This is a genomic window from Inquilinus sp. YAF38 (assembly GCF_052113205.1).
GTDB lineage: Bacteria > Pseudomonadota > Alphaproteobacteria > DSM-16000 > Inquilinaceae > Inquilinus.
Window position 1 is genome coordinate 55,598 of record NZ_JBFRCU010000031.1, and the last position, 14,293, is coordinate 69,890.

At 68.4% G+C, this 14,293-nt stretch carries 16 protein-coding genes; 9 read left to right on the forward strand and 7 right to left on the reverse strand.

Annotated features, from left to right (window positions below; translation table 11 throughout):
- Positions 1-3: 3 nt before the first annotated feature.
- Positions 4-1,089 carry an AI-2E family transporter gene (locus AB4Z01_RS16175; protein ID WP_441695346.1) on the forward strand — a complete coding sequence of 362 codons (1,086 nt, stop codon included), beginning with the start codon at positions 4-6 and terminating at the stop codon, positions 1,087-1,089.
- Positions 1,090-1,093: 4 nt separating this feature from the next.
- Here the strand turns inward: AB4Z01_RS16175 and AB4Z01_RS16180 are convergent, their stop codons facing one another.
- Positions 1,094-1,513 (reverse strand): metallopeptidase family protein, encoded by a 420-nt coding sequence (locus tag AB4Z01_RS16180; RefSeq protein ID WP_441695349.1) that lies wholly within the window; start codon positions 1,511-1,513, stop codon positions 1,094-1,096.
- The gene (locus AB4Z01_RS16185) at positions 1,510-2,286 is read right to left on the reverse strand and encodes an SDR family NAD(P)-dependent oxidoreductase (protein ID WP_441695351.1); all 777 of its coding nucleotides are present in this window, start codon (positions 2,284-2,286) and stop codon (positions 1,510-1,512) included. The genes AB4Z01_RS16180 and AB4Z01_RS16185 overlap by 4 nt, the downstream gene beginning before the upstream one ends.
- A gap of 105 nt (positions 2,287-2,391) precedes the next feature.
- On the opposite strand from AB4Z01_RS16185, the gene AB4Z01_RS16190 reads away from it, so the two are divergent.
- The 3 genes from AB4Z01_RS16190 to AB4Z01_RS16200 all read left to right on the forward strand — a co-directional run bounded on the left by AB4Z01_RS16190 (position 2,392) and on the right by AB4Z01_RS16200 (position 3,459).
- Positions 2,392-2,688 (forward strand): YciI family protein, encoded by a 297-nt coding sequence (locus AB4Z01_RS16190; RefSeq protein ID WP_441695354.1) that lies wholly within the window; start codon positions 2,392-2,394, stop codon positions 2,686-2,688.
- 124 nt (positions 2,689-2,812) lie between these two features.
- Positions 2,813-3,067: a hypothetical protein gene (locus AB4Z01_RS16195; protein ID WP_441695356.1), complete on the forward strand. Its 255-nt coding sequence runs from the start codon at positions 2,813-2,815 to the stop codon at positions 3,065-3,067.
- Positions 3,064-3,459 (forward strand): type II toxin-antitoxin system VapC family toxin, encoded by a 396-nt coding sequence (locus AB4Z01_RS16200; protein WP_441695359.1) that lies wholly within the window; start codon positions 3,064-3,066, stop codon positions 3,457-3,459. The genes AB4Z01_RS16195 and AB4Z01_RS16200 overlap by 4 nt, the downstream gene beginning before the upstream one ends.
- A gap of 6 nt (positions 3,460-3,465) precedes the next feature.
- Here the strand turns inward: AB4Z01_RS16200 and AB4Z01_RS16205 are convergent, their stop codons facing one another.
- The 3 genes from AB4Z01_RS16205 to AB4Z01_RS16215 all read right to left on the reverse strand — a co-directional run bounded on the left by AB4Z01_RS16205 (position 3,466) and on the right by AB4Z01_RS16215 (position 7,664).
- Complete coding sequence (locus AB4Z01_RS16205; protein WP_441695361.1) at positions 3,466-4,674, reverse strand: multidrug effflux MFS transporter; 1,209 nt, start codon at positions 4,672-4,674, stop codon at positions 3,466-3,468.
- Entirely contained in the window at positions 4,667-5,383 is a 717-nt protein-coding gene (locus AB4Z01_RS16210) for a M48 family metallopeptidase (protein ID WP_441695363.1), read from the reverse strand. The genes AB4Z01_RS16205 and AB4Z01_RS16210 overlap by 8 nt, the downstream gene beginning before the upstream one ends.
- 82 nt (positions 5,384-5,465) lie before the next feature.
- Positions 5,466-7,664, reverse strand: coding sequence for a beta strand repeat-containing protein (locus AB4Z01_RS16215; protein ID WP_441695365.1), 2,199 nt, complete (start codon positions 7,662-7,664; stop codon positions 5,466-5,468).
- Positions 7,665-8,237: 573 nt separating this feature from the next.
- Here AB4Z01_RS16215 and tauA point away from each other — a divergent pair.
- The 5 genes from tauA to AB4Z01_RS16240 all read left to right on the forward strand — a co-directional run bounded on the left by tauA (position 8,238) and on the right by AB4Z01_RS16240 (position 12,423).
- The gene (tauA, locus tag AB4Z01_RS16220) at positions 8,238-9,242 is read left to right on the forward strand and encodes a taurine ABC transporter substrate-binding protein (RefSeq protein ID WP_441695368.1); all 1,005 of its coding nucleotides are present in this window, start codon (positions 8,238-8,240) and stop codon (positions 9,240-9,242) included.
- A 20-nt stretch (positions 9,243-9,262) separates the two neighbouring features.
- Positions 9,263-10,042: a taurine ABC transporter ATP-binding subunit gene (gene tauB / locus AB4Z01_RS16225; RefSeq protein ID WP_441695371.1), complete on the forward strand. Its 780-nt coding sequence runs from the start codon at positions 9,263-9,265 to the stop codon at positions 10,040-10,042.
- A 28-nt stretch (positions 10,043-10,070) separates the two neighbouring features.
- A complete protein-coding gene (tauC, locus tag AB4Z01_RS16230; protein ID WP_441695373.1) occupies positions 10,071-10,871 on the forward strand; it encodes a taurine ABC transporter permease TauC in 801 nt (266 codons plus the stop codon).
- A gap of 44 nt (positions 10,872-10,915) precedes the next feature.
- On the forward strand, positions 10,916-11,764 hold the full coding sequence (tauD, locus tag AB4Z01_RS16235) for a taurine dioxygenase (protein ID WP_441695375.1): 849 nt from the start codon (positions 10,916-10,918) through the stop codon (positions 11,762-11,764).
- Between the two features lie 176 nt (positions 11,765-11,940).
- On the forward strand, positions 11,941-12,423 hold the full coding sequence (locus AB4Z01_RS16240; protein ID WP_441695378.1) for a hypothetical protein: 483 nt from the start codon (positions 11,941-11,943) through the stop codon (positions 12,421-12,423).
- 29 nt (positions 12,424-12,452) lie between these two features.
- On the opposite strand, the gene AB4Z01_RS16245 is transcribed toward AB4Z01_RS16240, so the two are convergent.
- Both AB4Z01_RS16245 and AB4Z01_RS16250 read right to left on the reverse strand, forming a co-directional pair.
- Positions 12,453-13,286: a carbohydrate ABC transporter permease gene (locus AB4Z01_RS16245; RefSeq protein ID WP_441695381.1), complete on the reverse strand. Its 834-nt coding sequence runs from the start codon at positions 13,284-13,286 to the stop codon at positions 12,453-12,455.
- Positions 13,287-13,293: 7 nt separating this feature from the next.
- Positions 13,294-14,220: a carbohydrate ABC transporter permease gene (locus tag AB4Z01_RS16250; RefSeq protein ID WP_441695383.1), complete on the reverse strand. Its 927-nt coding sequence runs from the start codon at positions 14,218-14,220 to the stop codon at positions 13,294-13,296.
- Between the last annotated feature and the right edge of the window lie 73 nt (positions 14,221-14,293).

A 14,293-nucleotide genomic window follows, 5' to 3' on the forward strand; every position in this document is an offset into this window, starting at 1 on the left:
CCCATGTCTGTCGACCCCGCCCATGGGCGTAACGGCAACGAGCATTTCCCGGAGATGCCGCTGCCGCAGGATCCGAAGACAGTCTTCCTCGGCATCCTGTGCCTGCTGGCGCTGACGGCTGCGCTGTATGTCGCGCGAGACATCGTCCTGCCGGTCGTGCTGGCCGTGGTGCTGAAGCTGCTGCTGCAGCCGCTGGTCCGGCTGCTGGAAAGGGCCCAGATCCCGCGCGCGATCGGTGCCATCGCCGCCATCCTGCTGCTGCTGGCGATCTTCGCCGGCGTCGGCGCGCTGCTGACCAGCCCGGCGGCCGAATGGGCCGGCAACCTGTCGGATGAATGGTCGGCGCTGCAGGCCAAGTTCGCCGTCATCGTCGACCCGCTGCACCAGCTTCAGGAACGGCTGGAGCAGATGGGGCTACATTTCGGCGGCGTCGGCACGCTGCTGGAGCACCCGACCGACATCGTCACCGCCGTCTTCGCCGGCACCAGCACCGTCGCCTCGCACCTGTTCGAGACGCTGCTGATCCTGTTCTACCTGCTGGTGTTCGGCGACATCTTCCTGCGCCGCTTCGTCGAGATCCTGCCCAATTTCATGGAGAAGCGCGAGGCGGTGTCGATCTCGCTGCAGATCGAGCGCGACCTGTCCGCCTATCTCCTGACCGTCACCGTGATCAACGCCGTGGTCGGCGTCGCCACGGGGCTGGTGATGTGGGCCTGCGGCATCCCGGCGCCGGTGCTGTGGGGCGCGGTCGCCTTCTGCCTGAACTTCGTGCCGATCCTGGGCCCGTTCTTCGGCGTCGCGCTGTTCCTGGCGGTCGGGCTGGTGGCCGACGGCCCGACCTGGATCGCCGCCCTGCCCGCCGCGCTGTATCTCGGCATCCATGTCGCCGAGGGCGAATGGATCACGCCGATGGTGCTGGCCCGGCGCTTCACCATCAACCCGGTGGCGGTGATCCTGGCCCTGATCTTCTGGTACTGGATGTGGGGCGTCCCCGGCGCCATCCTGGCCGTGCCGATGCTGGCCATCACCAAGATCGTGTGCGACCGCCTGCGCCCCCTGCGCGCCCTCGGCCACCTGCTGGAGGGATAGCGCCTCAGCCCTCCCGGTCCGCCTCCTGCTCCAGCGCCTCCATGTCGTCGTCGGAGAAGCCGAAATGGTGGCCGATCTCGTGGATCAGCACATGGCGGACGACATGGCCAAGATCCTCGCCGGTCTCGCACCAGTAATCGAGGATCGGCCGGCGGTAGAGGAAGATCATGTCCGGCCGGGTCGCGATCGCGAAGGTCTTCTGTCCGAATGGCGTGCCGGTGTAGAGGCCGAGCAGGTCGAACGGACTCTCCAGCCCCATCTCGTCCAGCGTCTCGTCGTCCGGGAAGTCAACCACCTGGATGGCGACGCCGCGGACCATGGCGCGCAGCCGCGCCGGGATTCGTTCGAACCCATCCTCCGCCAGCTCGATCAGGTCGTCGGTCGACGGCGGCTCGGTGAAGCCTGACTTCGGGACGCTGCTCATCGCGGCGCCAGGCGTACGGCGCCGTCGAGCCGGATCACCGATCCGTTCAGCATCTCGTTGGCGGCGATGTGCAGCACCAGCTGGGCGAACTCCTCCGGCCGGCCCAGGCGCTGCGGGAACAGGGTGGTGGCGATCAGGCTGTCCTGGACCTGCTGCGGCATCGCCTCGATCATCGGCGTGCCGATCAGCCCCGGCGCCACGGTCATAACACGGATACCGCTCTTCGCCAGGTCCCGCGCCGCCGGCAGGGTCAGCCCGACCACCCCGCCCTTGGAGGCGGAATAGGCGACCTGGCCGACCTGCCCCTCATAGGCCGCGACCGAGGCGGTGGCGACGAACAGGCCGCGCTCGCCCGAGGCGCTGGCGGCCTCTGGCAGCGGCTCCTCCGCCGCCATAGCGGCAGCAGTGAGGCGCAGCAGATGGAAGGTGCCGAGGAGATTGACCCGGATCACCCGCTCGAACAGCACCGGGTCGTGCGGGCCGTCGCGGCCGACCAGCCGGGCGCCCGGGGCGATGCCGGCGCAGGCCACGGCGATCCGCGCCGTGCCATGTGCTGCCCGCGCCTGCGCCAGCGCCGCGGCCACGGATTCGCCGTCGCCGACGTCGCAGGCCACGGCCAAGCCGCCGATCTCGCTCGCCGCCGCCTCGGCCGCATCGCGGTTGAGGTCGAGCAGCGCCACCCTGGCGCCCGCCGCGGCCAGGGCCCGGGCGGTCGCCGCCCCCATGCCCGACCCCGCCCCGGTGACCACCGCCGCCAGACCTTCGACCTTCATCTCGTCCTCCACCCGAATATCCAGCTTCTGGGTAGCAGATCGCCGGGCGGGTTGCGACCGGGCCGAACGCCGCTATGCTCGGCGGATCGACGAGGGAGGAAAGCCATGCAGTTCCTGGTGACCGCGAAGGACGGCGACGACGCCGAAGCCCCGGCCCGGCGCCTGGCGGCGCGCGAGCAACACCTGATCGGCGCCCGCCGGATGGCCGAGGAGGGTGTGATCATCGCCGGCGGCGCCGTCCTGGACGACGAGGGCCGGATGATCGGCTCCAGCGTCATCTACGAGGTGCCGGACCGGGCGGCGCTGGACGCCATCATCGCCGCCGACCCCTATGTCACCGGCGGGGTGTGGCAGCTGATCGACATCCGGCCGTTCCGGCTGGCCGTCCGCTCGAAGGGCTGACGCCCGCACGGCCAAACCCGGGTTCTTCGGAGATGCGTCACGGATGCCGTGCCGCGAGCGAGTGGATTCATGTCATCGCAGTGCGAAGATCACTATATGCTGATAGCATTGAGGGGCTTTTATCATGCTGCACCTGCCTCGAGAGACTGAACAGCTCGCCCGCCTGATGGCCGTCCGAAGCGGCCGGAAGCCCGAGGATGTCATCCGCGCCGCTCTCGAGCGCGAGGCGCGGGCGCTTGGCGTTGTCCCGGTCCAAAGTCCACTTCCGGTCGATATGGAGAAGGTCAACGCGATTACGCGCCGTGCCACAAACCGGCCCCTTCTGGACCCACGCAGCGCCAGCGAGATTCTGGACGAAGCGTGGAGCGACGCGTCGTGATCGTTGCTGATTCCTCGGCCCTCATTGCTATCCTCGAGGAAGAGCCGGAGCATCTTGCCTTCAAGGAAGCCCTGCGTGCGGCCGATCGCCGGGCGATTTCGGCCGTGTCGGTTTACGAGACCCGGATCGTGATCTTGCGACGCCGAGGCCCGGACGGCCTCAAGGACGTGGCCGAACTGGTGGATGCGTTCGGCTTCGAGGTCGTGCCGTTCGACGCAGCGCAGGCGGAGGTCGCCAGCGAAGCGTATGCGCGATACGGCAAATCGTTCGACGCGCGCGCCAGGCTCAATATGGGCGACTGCGCAACATATGCGCTCGCTAAAAGCATGGCCGCTCCACTGCTGTTCAAAGGTGACGACTTCACCCACACGGACGCCAGGATGTGGCGCTGACGCCCCTTACCGAGCGACAGCCGTCCTGACGAGGAGCCGGAACGCCGCCAGCGCGCCGAACGCCGTCAGCAGCACCGCGGCCGCCATCGGCAGGGCGTCGGTGCCGGTGGCGTGGCCGATGGCGATGCCGACCAGGGCGGCCAGCGTCATCTGCAGGAAGCCCATCAGCGCCGAGGCGGTGCCGGCCATGGCCGGGAACGGCGCGATCGCCCCGGCGATGGCGTTGGGCAGCGTCAGGCCGACGCCGATCATCACCACGAAAAACGGGCCGACTACGGCCCAGACGGTGAACACACCGGCTGCGGCCAGCCCGGCCATCACGGCGCCGCCGGCCAGCATCACCAAGGTCCCGGCCGCGATCATCCGGTCGATGCCGAGCCGGAGCGTCAGGCGGCCGGAGCCGAAGGTGCCGCAGATGTAGCCGACGCAGACGATGCCGAAACAGGCGCCGTAGACCGGCGGCGACAGACCCAGCATGCCCGACAGCACGAAGGACGAGCCGGAGATGAAGGCGAAGATCGCGCTGTAGCTGCAGGCGACGATCGCGACATAGCCGAGATAGCGGCGATGGCGCAGCAGGCTGGCGTAGTTGCGGACCAGCCGGGCCGGGCTGGTGGCCAACGGATCGCGGTGGCGGTTGCTTTCGCCGAGCAGGCCGAGCACCGAGGCCAGCATCAGCACGCCGAAGCCGACCAGCAGCCAGAAGGTCGCCTGCCAGCCGAATTCCTGCTGCAGCACACCGCCGATGATCGGCCCGATGGCCGGCGCCAGGGCCATTGCCATCGACATGTAGGCGAGGATGCGGGCCGATCGTTCGGGCCCGTACAGGTCGCGCACCACGGCGCGGCCCAGCACCGGGCCGCAGCAGGCGCCGAGCGCCTGCAGGAACCGGCACAGGATCAGCATCTCGATCGAGGTCGCCAGCGCGCAGGCGATGCTGGCGGCGGTGAAGATCGTCACCCCGGCCAGAATCGCCGGGCGCCGGCCGATGCGGTCGGAAACCGGGCCGTAGACCAACTGCGCCACGGCGAAGCCGACCAGGAACACGCTGAGCGTCAGTTGCACCGTGGCGACGTCGGTGTCGAAGGCGGTGACCAGCGACGGCAGCGACGGCAGGTAGACATCCGTCGACATCGGCCCGAAGCCGGTCAGCAATGTCAGCACCACGGCGATGATCGCCGAGGGCTGGAGGCCTCCCGCAACCCGGTCAGCCATAGAGATGCAGATCCTGTCCCTTGGCCTTCAGCCAGGCGCGGCAGCGGTCGGGATCCGGATGCAGCCGGTCGACCACCGCCCAGAAGCGCGCGGAATGGTTCATCTCGACCAGATGAGCGACCTCATGCGCCACCACGTAGTCGAGCACGGATTCGGGCGCCAGCACCAGGCGCCAGGAATAGCTGATCCGCCCGCTGGAGGCGCAGCTGCCCCAGCGGCTGCGGGTATCGCGCACGGTCACCGCGGCGACGGTGACGCCGAGCTTCAGCGCCGTCGCCCGGCTGCGGACCAGGAGCTGGCGCCGCGCCTCCGCCCGCAGCCAGGTGGCGAGGCGGGCGCCGACATGCTCGGCGGGGCCGCCGACCCTGAGCTCGCCATCGGCACAGCGGACGCCCCGGCCCGCCGCCGGGTCATGCGCGATCCGGTGCGGCACCCCGAGGATCGGGATCTCGGCGCCGGGCAGGAACGGCGTCCGGCCCGGCATGGCGGCGCGGCGGCGGCGCACCCACTCGGCATGGCGGTTGACGAAATCGGCGATCACCTGCGCCGGCACCCTCAACGGCGCCACCACCACGACCTCGCCCGACGCCGGGTCGAGCTTGAGCGAGAGGCGCCTCGCCCGGGCATTGCGGCGCAGCGCCACCGGGCGGTCGAGGCCGATGACGGCGAGAAGGGCGGGCGACGCCTCGGGACGGGTCCGGCTGGGCATGGCCGGACCATAGCCGGACCCGGCCGGAAGGGGAATCCGGCTGTGCGATGCCTGGATTCCCCGTCGCCGAGGCGGAGCCCTCCTAGAGCACGAAGTCGGCCGCCGCGGCTGTCGCGCCATTGGCCAGCACGACGCGGAAATCGGCCACGCCGTCGCCGTTCACATCGGCCTCGACCACCCCGGCCGCCGACCGCAGCTGGCCGCGGACGGCGGTGAAGCCGGCCCCGCCGATGAAGGTGAAGGCCTGGTTGCCGTCCGCCGCGATGTTGTTGGCGTCGATTTCCGACAGGTCGAACTTGTCGAAGCCGCTGACGAAGTCGGCGACACTGTCGATCTTGGCGCCGGCCACCCAGGAATCGAGCACCGTGCCGTAGCGCAGCGTGTCGTTGCCGGCGCCGGCGGTGATGGTATCGGCCCCTCGGCCGCCACGGATCGAATCGGCCTCGGTGCCAGCGTCGATCTTGTCGTCGCCCAGCCCGCCATCGATCGTATCGGCGCCGGCGCGGCCGTTCAGGATGTCGGCACCGATGTTGCCGGTGATAGTGTCGCCGGCGCTGCTGCCGTGGAACGTCACCGTTTCCATGTTGTAGGCGTCGACATAGAAATTGCCGGAGGTCGACCGCACCTGGAAGGTCGGCGATCCGCCGGCGAACAGCTGCACCGACTGGGTCTCGGCCGAGGCATCGACCACCAGGGCATCGGTGCCCGCACCGCCATCGACCAAGTCAGTCCCGGAGCCCGCGGCCGTGGGGCGGGTCTTGGCATTGATGCTGTCGTTGCCGGTGCCGGTGTCGATGTCGTCGGCCTGGCTGCCGCCCGTGATCACATCGTTGCCGGCGCCGGTGGTCAGGGTGATGCGCTCGAGACCGAGGATCGAGGTCAGCCCCGCCGCCGCGATCGAGGTCGTGGTCCCCAGGGTGAAGGTGACGCCCGAGATCAGCCCGCTCAGATCGGCCTCCCAATGGTCGATGCCGGCGCCGCCACTCACGGTTCCGCCGCGAGTGCCGGTCTGGATGAAGTCGGCGCCCGCGCCGCCGGTGAACTGCACCGTCTCCATGTTGTAGGCGTCGACGTAGAAATTGCCGGAGGCCGACCGCACCTGGAAGGTCGGCGACCCGCCGGTGAACAGCTGCACCCCCAGGGTCTCGGTCGCGCAATAGACCACCAGCGTGTCGCTGCCGACGCCGCCGTCGACCACATCGGTGCCGGACCCCGCCACCGTCGGCCGCGACCTGGCGTTGATGGTGTCGTTGCCCAGGCCGGTGCGGATGTCGTCGGCCTGGGTGCCGCCGATGATGATGTCGTTGCCGGCACCGGTGGTCAGGGTGAGGCGCTCGAGGTTGAGGATCGAGGTCAGCCCCGCCGCCGCGATCGACGTGGTCGTGCCCAGCTGGAACGCCACGCCCGAGACCAGCCCGCTCAGATCGGCGTTCCAGAAGTCGATGCCGGCGCCGCCATCCACTGTCCCGCCGCGGGTGCCGGTCTGGATCGAATCGGCGCCGGAGCCGCCGGTGAACTTGATCACCTCCATGTTGTAGGCGTCGACGTAGAAATTGCCGGAGTTCGAGCGGACCTGGAAGGTCGGCGACGCGCCGGTGAACAGCTGCACCGCCTGGGTCTCGGCCGCGGCATTGACGATCAGGGTGTCGGTGTCCAGCCCGCCGTCGACGAAATCGGTCCCGGAGCTCGCCACCGTCGGCCGCGTCTTGGCGTCGATGGTATCGTTGCCCTCGCTGGTCGAGATGCTGTCGGCCTGGGCGCCGCCGGTGATCGTGTCGTTGCCGGCGCCGGTGGTCAGGCTGATGCGCTCGACGCTTAGGATCGAGCTCAGCCCCGCCGCGGCGATCGACGTGGTGGTCCCCAGGGTGAAGGTGACGCCGGTGAACAGCCCGCCCAGATCGGCCAGCCAATAGTCGATGCCGGCGCCGCCGTTCACCGCCCCGCCGCGCTCGCCGGTGTTGATCGAATCGTTGCCGGAGCCGCCGGTGAAGTTCACCGCCTCCATGTTGTAGGCGTCGACGTAGAAATTGCCGGTGGTCGACCGGACCTGGAAGGTCGGCGACCCGCCGGTGAACAGCTGCACCGCCTGGGTCTCGCCGGAGCAGTTGACGACCAGCGTGTCGAAGCCGGTTCCGCCATCGACCACATCAGTGCCGGAACCGGGGGGCGTCGGCCGGGACCCGGCGTTGATGATGTCGTTACCGGCCAGGCCGTTGATCGTGTCCGCGGCGCTGGTCCCGACCAAATTGTCGGCGCCTGCGGTGCCATTGATGATCGCCATTGAAAAACCTCCCCAAGGCCAGCGGCCCGCCGATGCCGTCGAAACTGCTCGCGGCCCCTCGGTCTGACAGGGATGGGCTCAACTGCGCCATGGTGACATCATACGCCCGAACACCAGGCTATGCGTGGATTTGCCTAAAATATTTTGTATCCGGAATGACCGGTTGCGGCCCATCCGGTCATAAGGCCAGGAGGGTGGTCCTTGAAGAATATACCTCATAGAACGTGTAGTTTATTCAACACCTATGAAGCGTTGTTGTTGAATCCTGTTGACTTGATCCGGGCGAGTGTGAAAGCCTGTGTCCTGTCGATCCTGCCCGGGATCGCGCCGCGGCAATTTTCAGTGAAGCTTGCGCCGCGTCACCAAACGCTAAGCGCCACGACCGGGTTCGTGGTCTCGAGGAGTCGAAGCCCATGTCTCTCATCTGCGATCCCGGCTGTCGCGGCCAAGCCTGAGCCGCCCCTCTTCATCCCTTCCATAACGGCGCCCCGGCCGACTGATCCGCGCTCCCTGATCGGGTTCGATGCGCGACCGGCCTTGCGAGTGCGCCTGTTCGTTCGAGGATTGTCCCGAATGCTCGTCCAGATCCTGCGATGGTCCCTGCTGGCCGGTGCGGCCGCAATCGTCATCGGCAACTACGCCCGCGCCGAGGAGCCGCTGACCATCGGCTATCAGAGCACGGTCGAGCCGGCGAAGGTGGCGCAGGCCGACGGCCTGTACGAGAAGGCGATCGGCCGCCCGATCGAATGGCGCAAATTCGACAGCGGCGCCGACGTCATCGCCGCCATCGCCTCGGGCGGGGTCCAGATCGGCTATGTCGGGTCCAGCCCGCTGGCCGCCGCGGCCAGCCGCGAGCTGCCGATCCGCACCATCCTGGTCGCCATCGGGATCGGCGACGCCGAGGCGCTGGTGGTGCGCAACGGCGCCGGCATCGACAAGCCGGCTGACCTGGCCGGCAAGGCGGTGGCCGTGCCCTTCGTCTCGACCACCCATTACAGCCTGCTGGCGGCGCTGAAGCATTGGGGCATCGACCCGGCCTCGGTCCGCATCCTGAACCTGCGGCCGCCGGAGATCGCGGCGGCCTGGCTGCGCGGCGACATCGACGCCGCCTATGTCTGGGACCCGGCGCTGGGCAAGATCAAGGAGAGCGGCACGGTCCTGGTCACCTCGACCGAGGTCGCGTCCTGGGGCGCGCCGACCTTCGACGCCTGGATCGCCCGGGCCGACCTGATCGACTCGGACCCCAAAGCGGTGCAGGCCTTCGCCGACGTGACCCTGAAGGAATACGCGGCCTACCGCGCCGACCCGAAGGCGTGGGGCGTGGAATCGGAACAGGTCGCCAAGATCGCGAAGCTGACCGGGGCGAAGCCGGAGGAAATCCCGGCCCTGCTGCAGGGCAGCGTCTTTCCGGTGAAGGCGGAGCAGGCCGGCCCGGCCCTGTTGGGCGGCGGCACGGTCAAGGCGATCGCGGACACTGCAGCTTTTTTGAAGGAGCAGGGTAAGATCGACCAGGCGCTGGAGGATTACGCGCCCTATGTCGATGCCCGTTTCGTCGCTGCGGCAACAGTGACGAACTAAACCGGGCGCAGGAGAGGCCCATGTCGGTTCTGGCGGTGAATGCCGTTTCGGTGACCTATCCTGCAGCGGATGGCGACATCCGCGCGCTGGACCGGATCACCCTCGCGATCGAGCCGGGCGAATTCGTCGTGGCCCTCGGCCGGTCGGGATGCGGCAAGACCACGCTGTTGAACCTGATGGCGGGCTTCCTGGCGCCAGAGGCAGGGACGGTCACACTCGGCGGCGTTCGTGTGACCGGACCTGGGGTGGAGCGGGGCGTCGTCTTCCAGGACGACGCCCTGTTCCCCTGGCTTGACGTGCTGGGCAATGTCGGCTTTGCGCTGCGGCTGCGCGGGATCCCCCCGGCCGAGCGCGACGACCGGGCCCGGCGCATCCTGCGGCTGGTCGGGCTGGAAGGTTTCGAGCGGCAGCAGCTGTGGGAGCTGTCGGGCGGCATGAAGCAGCGGGTTGGCCTGGCCCGGGCGCTGGCCGCCGACCCCGAGGTGCTGCTGCTGGACGAACCGTTGGGCGCGCTCGACGCGCTGACGCGGGAGCGGATGCAGGAGTTGCTGCTCGACCTGTGGCACCGCACCGGCAAGAGCCTGTTCCTGATCACCCACAGCATCGAGGAAGCCCTGTTCCTGGCGACCCGGCTGATCGTGATGTCACCGCGGCCCGGCCGCATCGTGGAGGATCTGCGGCTGGATTTCGGCCGCCGCTACTGTACCGGCGAGCCGGCGCGCCGGATCAAGTCCGACCCCGGCTTCATCGCCCTGCGCGAACAGGTGATGGACCTGATCTTCGAGCGTGAGGCGGCCTGAATTGGCGGATGTCGCGCTTCAGAAACCGGTGCCGTCCCCTGTCCGCAGGGCGCCGATCCGGCGCCGCCGCGGGACGAAGCTGATCAGCCTCGCCACGGTGGCGGGCCTCCTCCTGGTATGGGGGATCGTCGCCAATCTCGGCCTCGTCCCGCCCCTGTTCCTGCCGACGCCGCAGGCGGTTCTGCACAAGCTGATCACCACGGCATCCGTCGGATTCGCCGATGCGACGCTGCTGCAGCATCTGGCCGCCAGCCTGGGCCGCGTCTTCGCCGCTTTGGCGCTGGCGCTGGTGGTCGCGATCCCGGTCGGCATCGCCATCGGCACCAGCCGGGTGGCGCATGGCATCCTGGACCCGCTGATCGAGTTCTACCGGCCGATCCCGCCGCTGGCCTATCTGCCGCTGATCGTGATCTGGTTCGGCATCGGCGAGACCTCGAAGATCCTGGTGATCTTCCTCGCCATCTTCGCCCCGATCGCGATTGCGACCGCCGCCGGGGTGCGCGCCGTGCCGCCCGACCGGCTGCGCGCCGCCCGCTCGCTCGGCGCCACGCGTGGCCAGCTGCTGCGCCACGTCATCCTGCCGAACGCGCTGCCGGAGATCCTGACCGGGGTGCGCATCGGCCTCGGCGTCGGCTGGTCGACCCTGGTGGCCGCCGAGCTGGTCGCCGCCACCAGCGGCCTCGGCTTCATGATCCAGAGCGCGGCGCAGTTCCTGGTCACCGACGTGGTGGTGCTGGGCATCCTGGTGATCGCCGTGGTCGCCTTCCTGCTGGAATATCTGCTGCGCCTGCTGCAGCGTCGGCTGACGCCCTGGCACGGGCGCGGCTGACACCCGATTCCGGATCGAAACAACGCCAACAGAGAGGTCCCGCCATGCCCGACAGCCTGTCGACCCTCCTCTCCGTCCAGCCCTTGAATCCCGCCATCGGTGCCGTGGTGCGCGGCATCGACCTGGCGCAGCCGCTGGGCGACGCCACCATCGCCGCGATCAACCGCGCCCTGCTGCAGCATCACGTGCTGTTCTTCGAGGACCAGGAGCTGAACCCGGCGGCGCAGCGCGACTTCGCCGCCCGCTTCGGCGCGCTGCACGTCCACCCGGTGTATCCGCATGTGAAGGAGGTGCCGGAGATCATCATCCTCGACACCCATCCGGACAACCAGCCGGACAACGACAACTGGCACACCGACGTCACCTTCATCGAGACCCCGCCGCTGGGTGCGGTGCTGGCGGCGAAGCAGCTGCCGCCCTTCGGCGGCGACACCAGCTGGTCCAGCACCATCGCCGCCTTCGAGGCGCTGGCGGCGCCCTGGCAGGGCTTCCTGACCGGGCTGACGGCGCTGCACGACTTCGCCAAATCCTTCCCGCCGGAGCGCTTCACCGCGCCGGAGGAGCGCGAGCGCTGGCAGATCGCGCGCGACAAGAACCCGCCGGTGATCCACCCGGTGGTGCGCACCCATCCGGCGACCGGCCGCAAGGGCCTGTTCGTCAATGAGGGCTTCACCACCCGCATCCTCGGCTTCTCGGTCAAGGAGAGCGACGCGGTGCTGCGCTTCCTGTTCGACCACGTGGCCAAGCCGGAATTCACCGTGCGCTGGCGCTGGAAGGCGGGCGACGTCGCCTTCTGGGACAACCGCTGCACCCAGCACTACGCCCTGGCCGACTACCTGCCGAACCGCCGGGTGATGCACCGCGCCACCATCCTGGGCGACCGGCCGGTGTGACCGGGGTCGCTTCGCCGTGGCATGGCGGCATGCCGCCGCTGCATTTCGAGATCGACGGCATTCGCTCTAAATGCCCTGAAGATGACGGCCTGTCCGGACAGTCGGACGGCTGAAGATTCTAGCAGGAGCAGCGAATGCCTTCGGATCGGCCCGAGCAGGATCCACCAGTGCCGCGCATGGATGCCTGGATCGAATCCCTCACCAGCATGTCGCGGGGCCGGATCAGCGACGACAGGCTGGCCGGCTCGTCAAGAGGATCGGACCGGCCGGCTACGCCGCAGGATCTGGTCGAGAACTGGCGCGCGGCCAAGAAGGATGTTCTCGCCTATGCCGACGAGCTGCAGTGGTACGACCCGGCAAAGGGCCAAGCCCTCAAATCCAAGATCGATACTTTGTTCAGCACCTACTTCAAGCACAATCTCTCCGGCGGGCTATCGAAACTCGGAAAAGGAAAGGGAAAGGAAAACGAGAACCGCGAGCGGATGCGGCAGATGGCGGAAGCCTATCTGCGGAGCCTCACGGAGTATACCGCGACCTGGGGAGAAGATTGGCAGGATGAGGTCGAGGAGACGAGGCAGATTCTGACGGCGCCGCTGGCGGCTATCGAGCGATATTGCCAGTCCATCACGCCCTTCTACAGTGAAGGCAGCGGGCAATAGGACGGGCGGCGGCACGGTCGCGATGCCGCCTATCCCTTCACCGCGCCGCCGACCAGGCCGGCGACGATGTGGCGCTGGGCCAGCAGGAAGAAGGCGATCGCCGGCGCCAGGGTCAGGGTGACGAAGGCCAGGATCTTGTTCCACTCGGTGGAATACTCGCCCTGGTAGTTCATGATGCCGAGCGGCCAGGGGTACATCTCCGGCGTGTTGAACATGATCAGCGGCAGCAGGTAGCTGTTCCAGCTGGCAACCAGGGAAAACACCGCCACGGTCGCCAGGATCGGGCGCGACAGCGGCAGCGTGATCCGCAGGTAGAACTGGAAATAGCCGCAGCCATCGACCCGCGCCGCCTCCCACAACTCGTGCGGCAACTGGCGGAAGAAGCCGCGCAGCATCAGGATCGCCATGCCCAGGCCGAAGGCGACCTGCGGCAGCACCACGCCCCAATAGGTATCGAGCAGGCCGAGGTCGCGGACCCGGATGAACAGCGGCAGCATCGCCGTCGCCGCCGGGAACATCAGCCCCAGCAGCAGGTAGTTCAGCAGCATGCGGCTGCCGAAGAACACGACATGGGCGAAGATGAAGGCCGCCATCGACCCGACGATCAGCACCAAGCCGACGGTCAGGCTGGCGATGACGGCGGAGTTGAACAGCATGCGCCACAGCCGCGCCGAGCCCAGGATCTCCCAATAGACCGGGCCGTCCCAGCTGATCGGCAGGCCCAGCGGGTTGACCCGCAACTCGCCCAGCGCCTTGAACCCGCCCAGCGCCGCCGCGATCAGCGGCACCAGCACGATGCCGGCGACCGCCAGCAGGGCCAGGTATTGCGGCAGGAGCGAGGGGCGGAGCGTGCGCGCAGCCATGGCCTTCCTAATCCCCGCGCATCAGGGTGCGGCGGTATACGAACGAGAAGGTGACGCAGATCAGGAACAGCACCACGCCGACGGCGCTGCCGAAGCCGATCTCCATCCGCATCTGGCCGAAGGTGTAGAGATAGGTGACCAGCGAATGGGTGGCGTTGGACGGGCCGCCCCGGGTCAGCGCCATCACCATGTCGAACAGCTGCAGCGCCCCGACCACCGAGAAGAACACCGACAGCCGGATGGTCGGGAACAGCATCGGAATCTTGATCCGGCGCACGATCTGCCAGGGCGAGGCGCCGTCGATCCGGGCCGCGTCGATGATCTCGTGCGGGATGCTCTGCAGCCCGGCGATGTAGATCATCATGTGGAAGCCGAAATACTTCCACACCACCAGCACCAGCACCGCCCCCATCGCCAGGGTGCGGTCGGCCAGGACGAAGGGCGCCTGGGCACCGAACCAGCCCCAGATCAGCGCCACCGCGCCGTATTGGCCATCATAGAGGAACTGCCAGATCAGCCCGGTCGCGACCTCGGCCAGGATGTAGGGCAGGAAGAACACCATCCGGAACGCCACCCGGCCGCGCAGCTTCTCGGCCAGCAGCAGCGCCATGGCCAGGGCCAGCGGCAGCTGGATCGCCAGCGACACTGCGATGATCAGCCCGGTGTTGGTCAGGGCCGACCAGAAGGTGCGGTTGCGCAGCAGTTGCTCGAAGTTGCGGAACCCGACGAAATCCTGCGGGCTGCCGTAGCCGTTCCATTTGAACAGGCTGTAGAAGCCGGCCTCGCCCATCGGCAGGATCACGAAGATCGTGAACAGGGCGAGGGCCGGCACCAGCATCAGCACCACCGGCGCCACCTGCGACCGCAGTGCCACCCGGCGGCGCCGACGGACGGCGGCCCGGTCGAGGCCAGGGGCTGTTACGGCGATCGTCATCGGCTTGACGTCCCGAAGGCCAGCGCCGAACGAGTCCCCCCTCCCCTCGCGGGAGGGGGGTAGGGGGAGGGTG

Excerpts from the sequence above, each read along its gene's own strand:
- AB4Z01_RS16175 (WP_441695346.1), top strand. The coding sequence starts at position 4 with ATGTCTGTCGACCCCGCCCATGGGCGTAACGGCAACGAGCATTTCCCG.
- AB4Z01_RS16180 (WP_441695349.1), bottom strand. The coding sequence starts at position 1,513 with ATGAGCAGCGTCCCGAAGTCAGGCTTCACCGAGCCGCCGTCGACCGAC.
- AB4Z01_RS16185 (WP_441695351.1), bottom strand. The coding sequence starts at position 2,286 with ATGAAGGTCGAAGGTCTGGCGGCGGTGGTCACCGGGGCGGGGTCGGGC.
- AB4Z01_RS16190 (WP_441695354.1), top strand. The coding sequence starts at position 2,392 with ATGCAGTTCCTGGTGACCGCGAAGGACGGCGACGACGCCGAAGCCCCG.
- AB4Z01_RS16195 (WP_441695356.1), top strand. The coding sequence starts at position 2,813 with ATGCTGCACCTGCCTCGAGAGACTGAACAGCTCGCCCGCCTGATGGCC.
- AB4Z01_RS16205 (WP_441695361.1), bottom strand. The coding sequence starts at position 4,674 with ATGGCTGACCGGGTTGCGGGAGGCCTCCAGCCCTCGGCGATCATCGCC.
- AB4Z01_RS16210 (WP_441695363.1), bottom strand. The coding sequence starts at position 5,383 with ATGCCCAGCCGGACCCGTCCCGAGGCGTCGCCCGCCCTTCTCGCCGTC.
- AB4Z01_RS16215 (WP_441695365.1), bottom strand. The coding sequence starts at position 7,664 with ATGGCGATCATCAATGGCACCGCAGGCGCCGACAATTTGGTCGGGACC.
- tauA (WP_441695368.1), top strand. The coding sequence starts at position 8,238 with ATGCTCGTCCAGATCCTGCGATGGTCCCTGCTGGCCGGTGCGGCCGCA.
- tauB (WP_441695371.1), top strand. The coding sequence starts at position 9,263 with ATGTCGGTTCTGGCGGTGAATGCCGTTTCGGTGACCTATCCTGCAGCG.
- tauD (WP_441695375.1), top strand. The coding sequence starts at position 10,916 with ATGCCCGACAGCCTGTCGACCCTCCTCTCCGTCCAGCCCTTGAATCCC.
- AB4Z01_RS16240 (WP_441695378.1), top strand. The coding sequence starts at position 11,941 with ATGGATGCCTGGATCGAATCCCTCACCAGCATGTCGCGGGGCCGGATC.
- AB4Z01_RS16245 (WP_441695381.1), bottom strand. The coding sequence starts at position 13,286 with ATGGCTGCGCGCACGCTCCGCCCCTCGCTCCTGCCGCAATACCTGGCC.
- AB4Z01_RS16250 (WP_441695383.1), bottom strand. The coding sequence starts at position 14,220 with ATGACGATCGCCGTAACAGCCCCTGGCCTCGACCGGGCCGCCGTCCGT.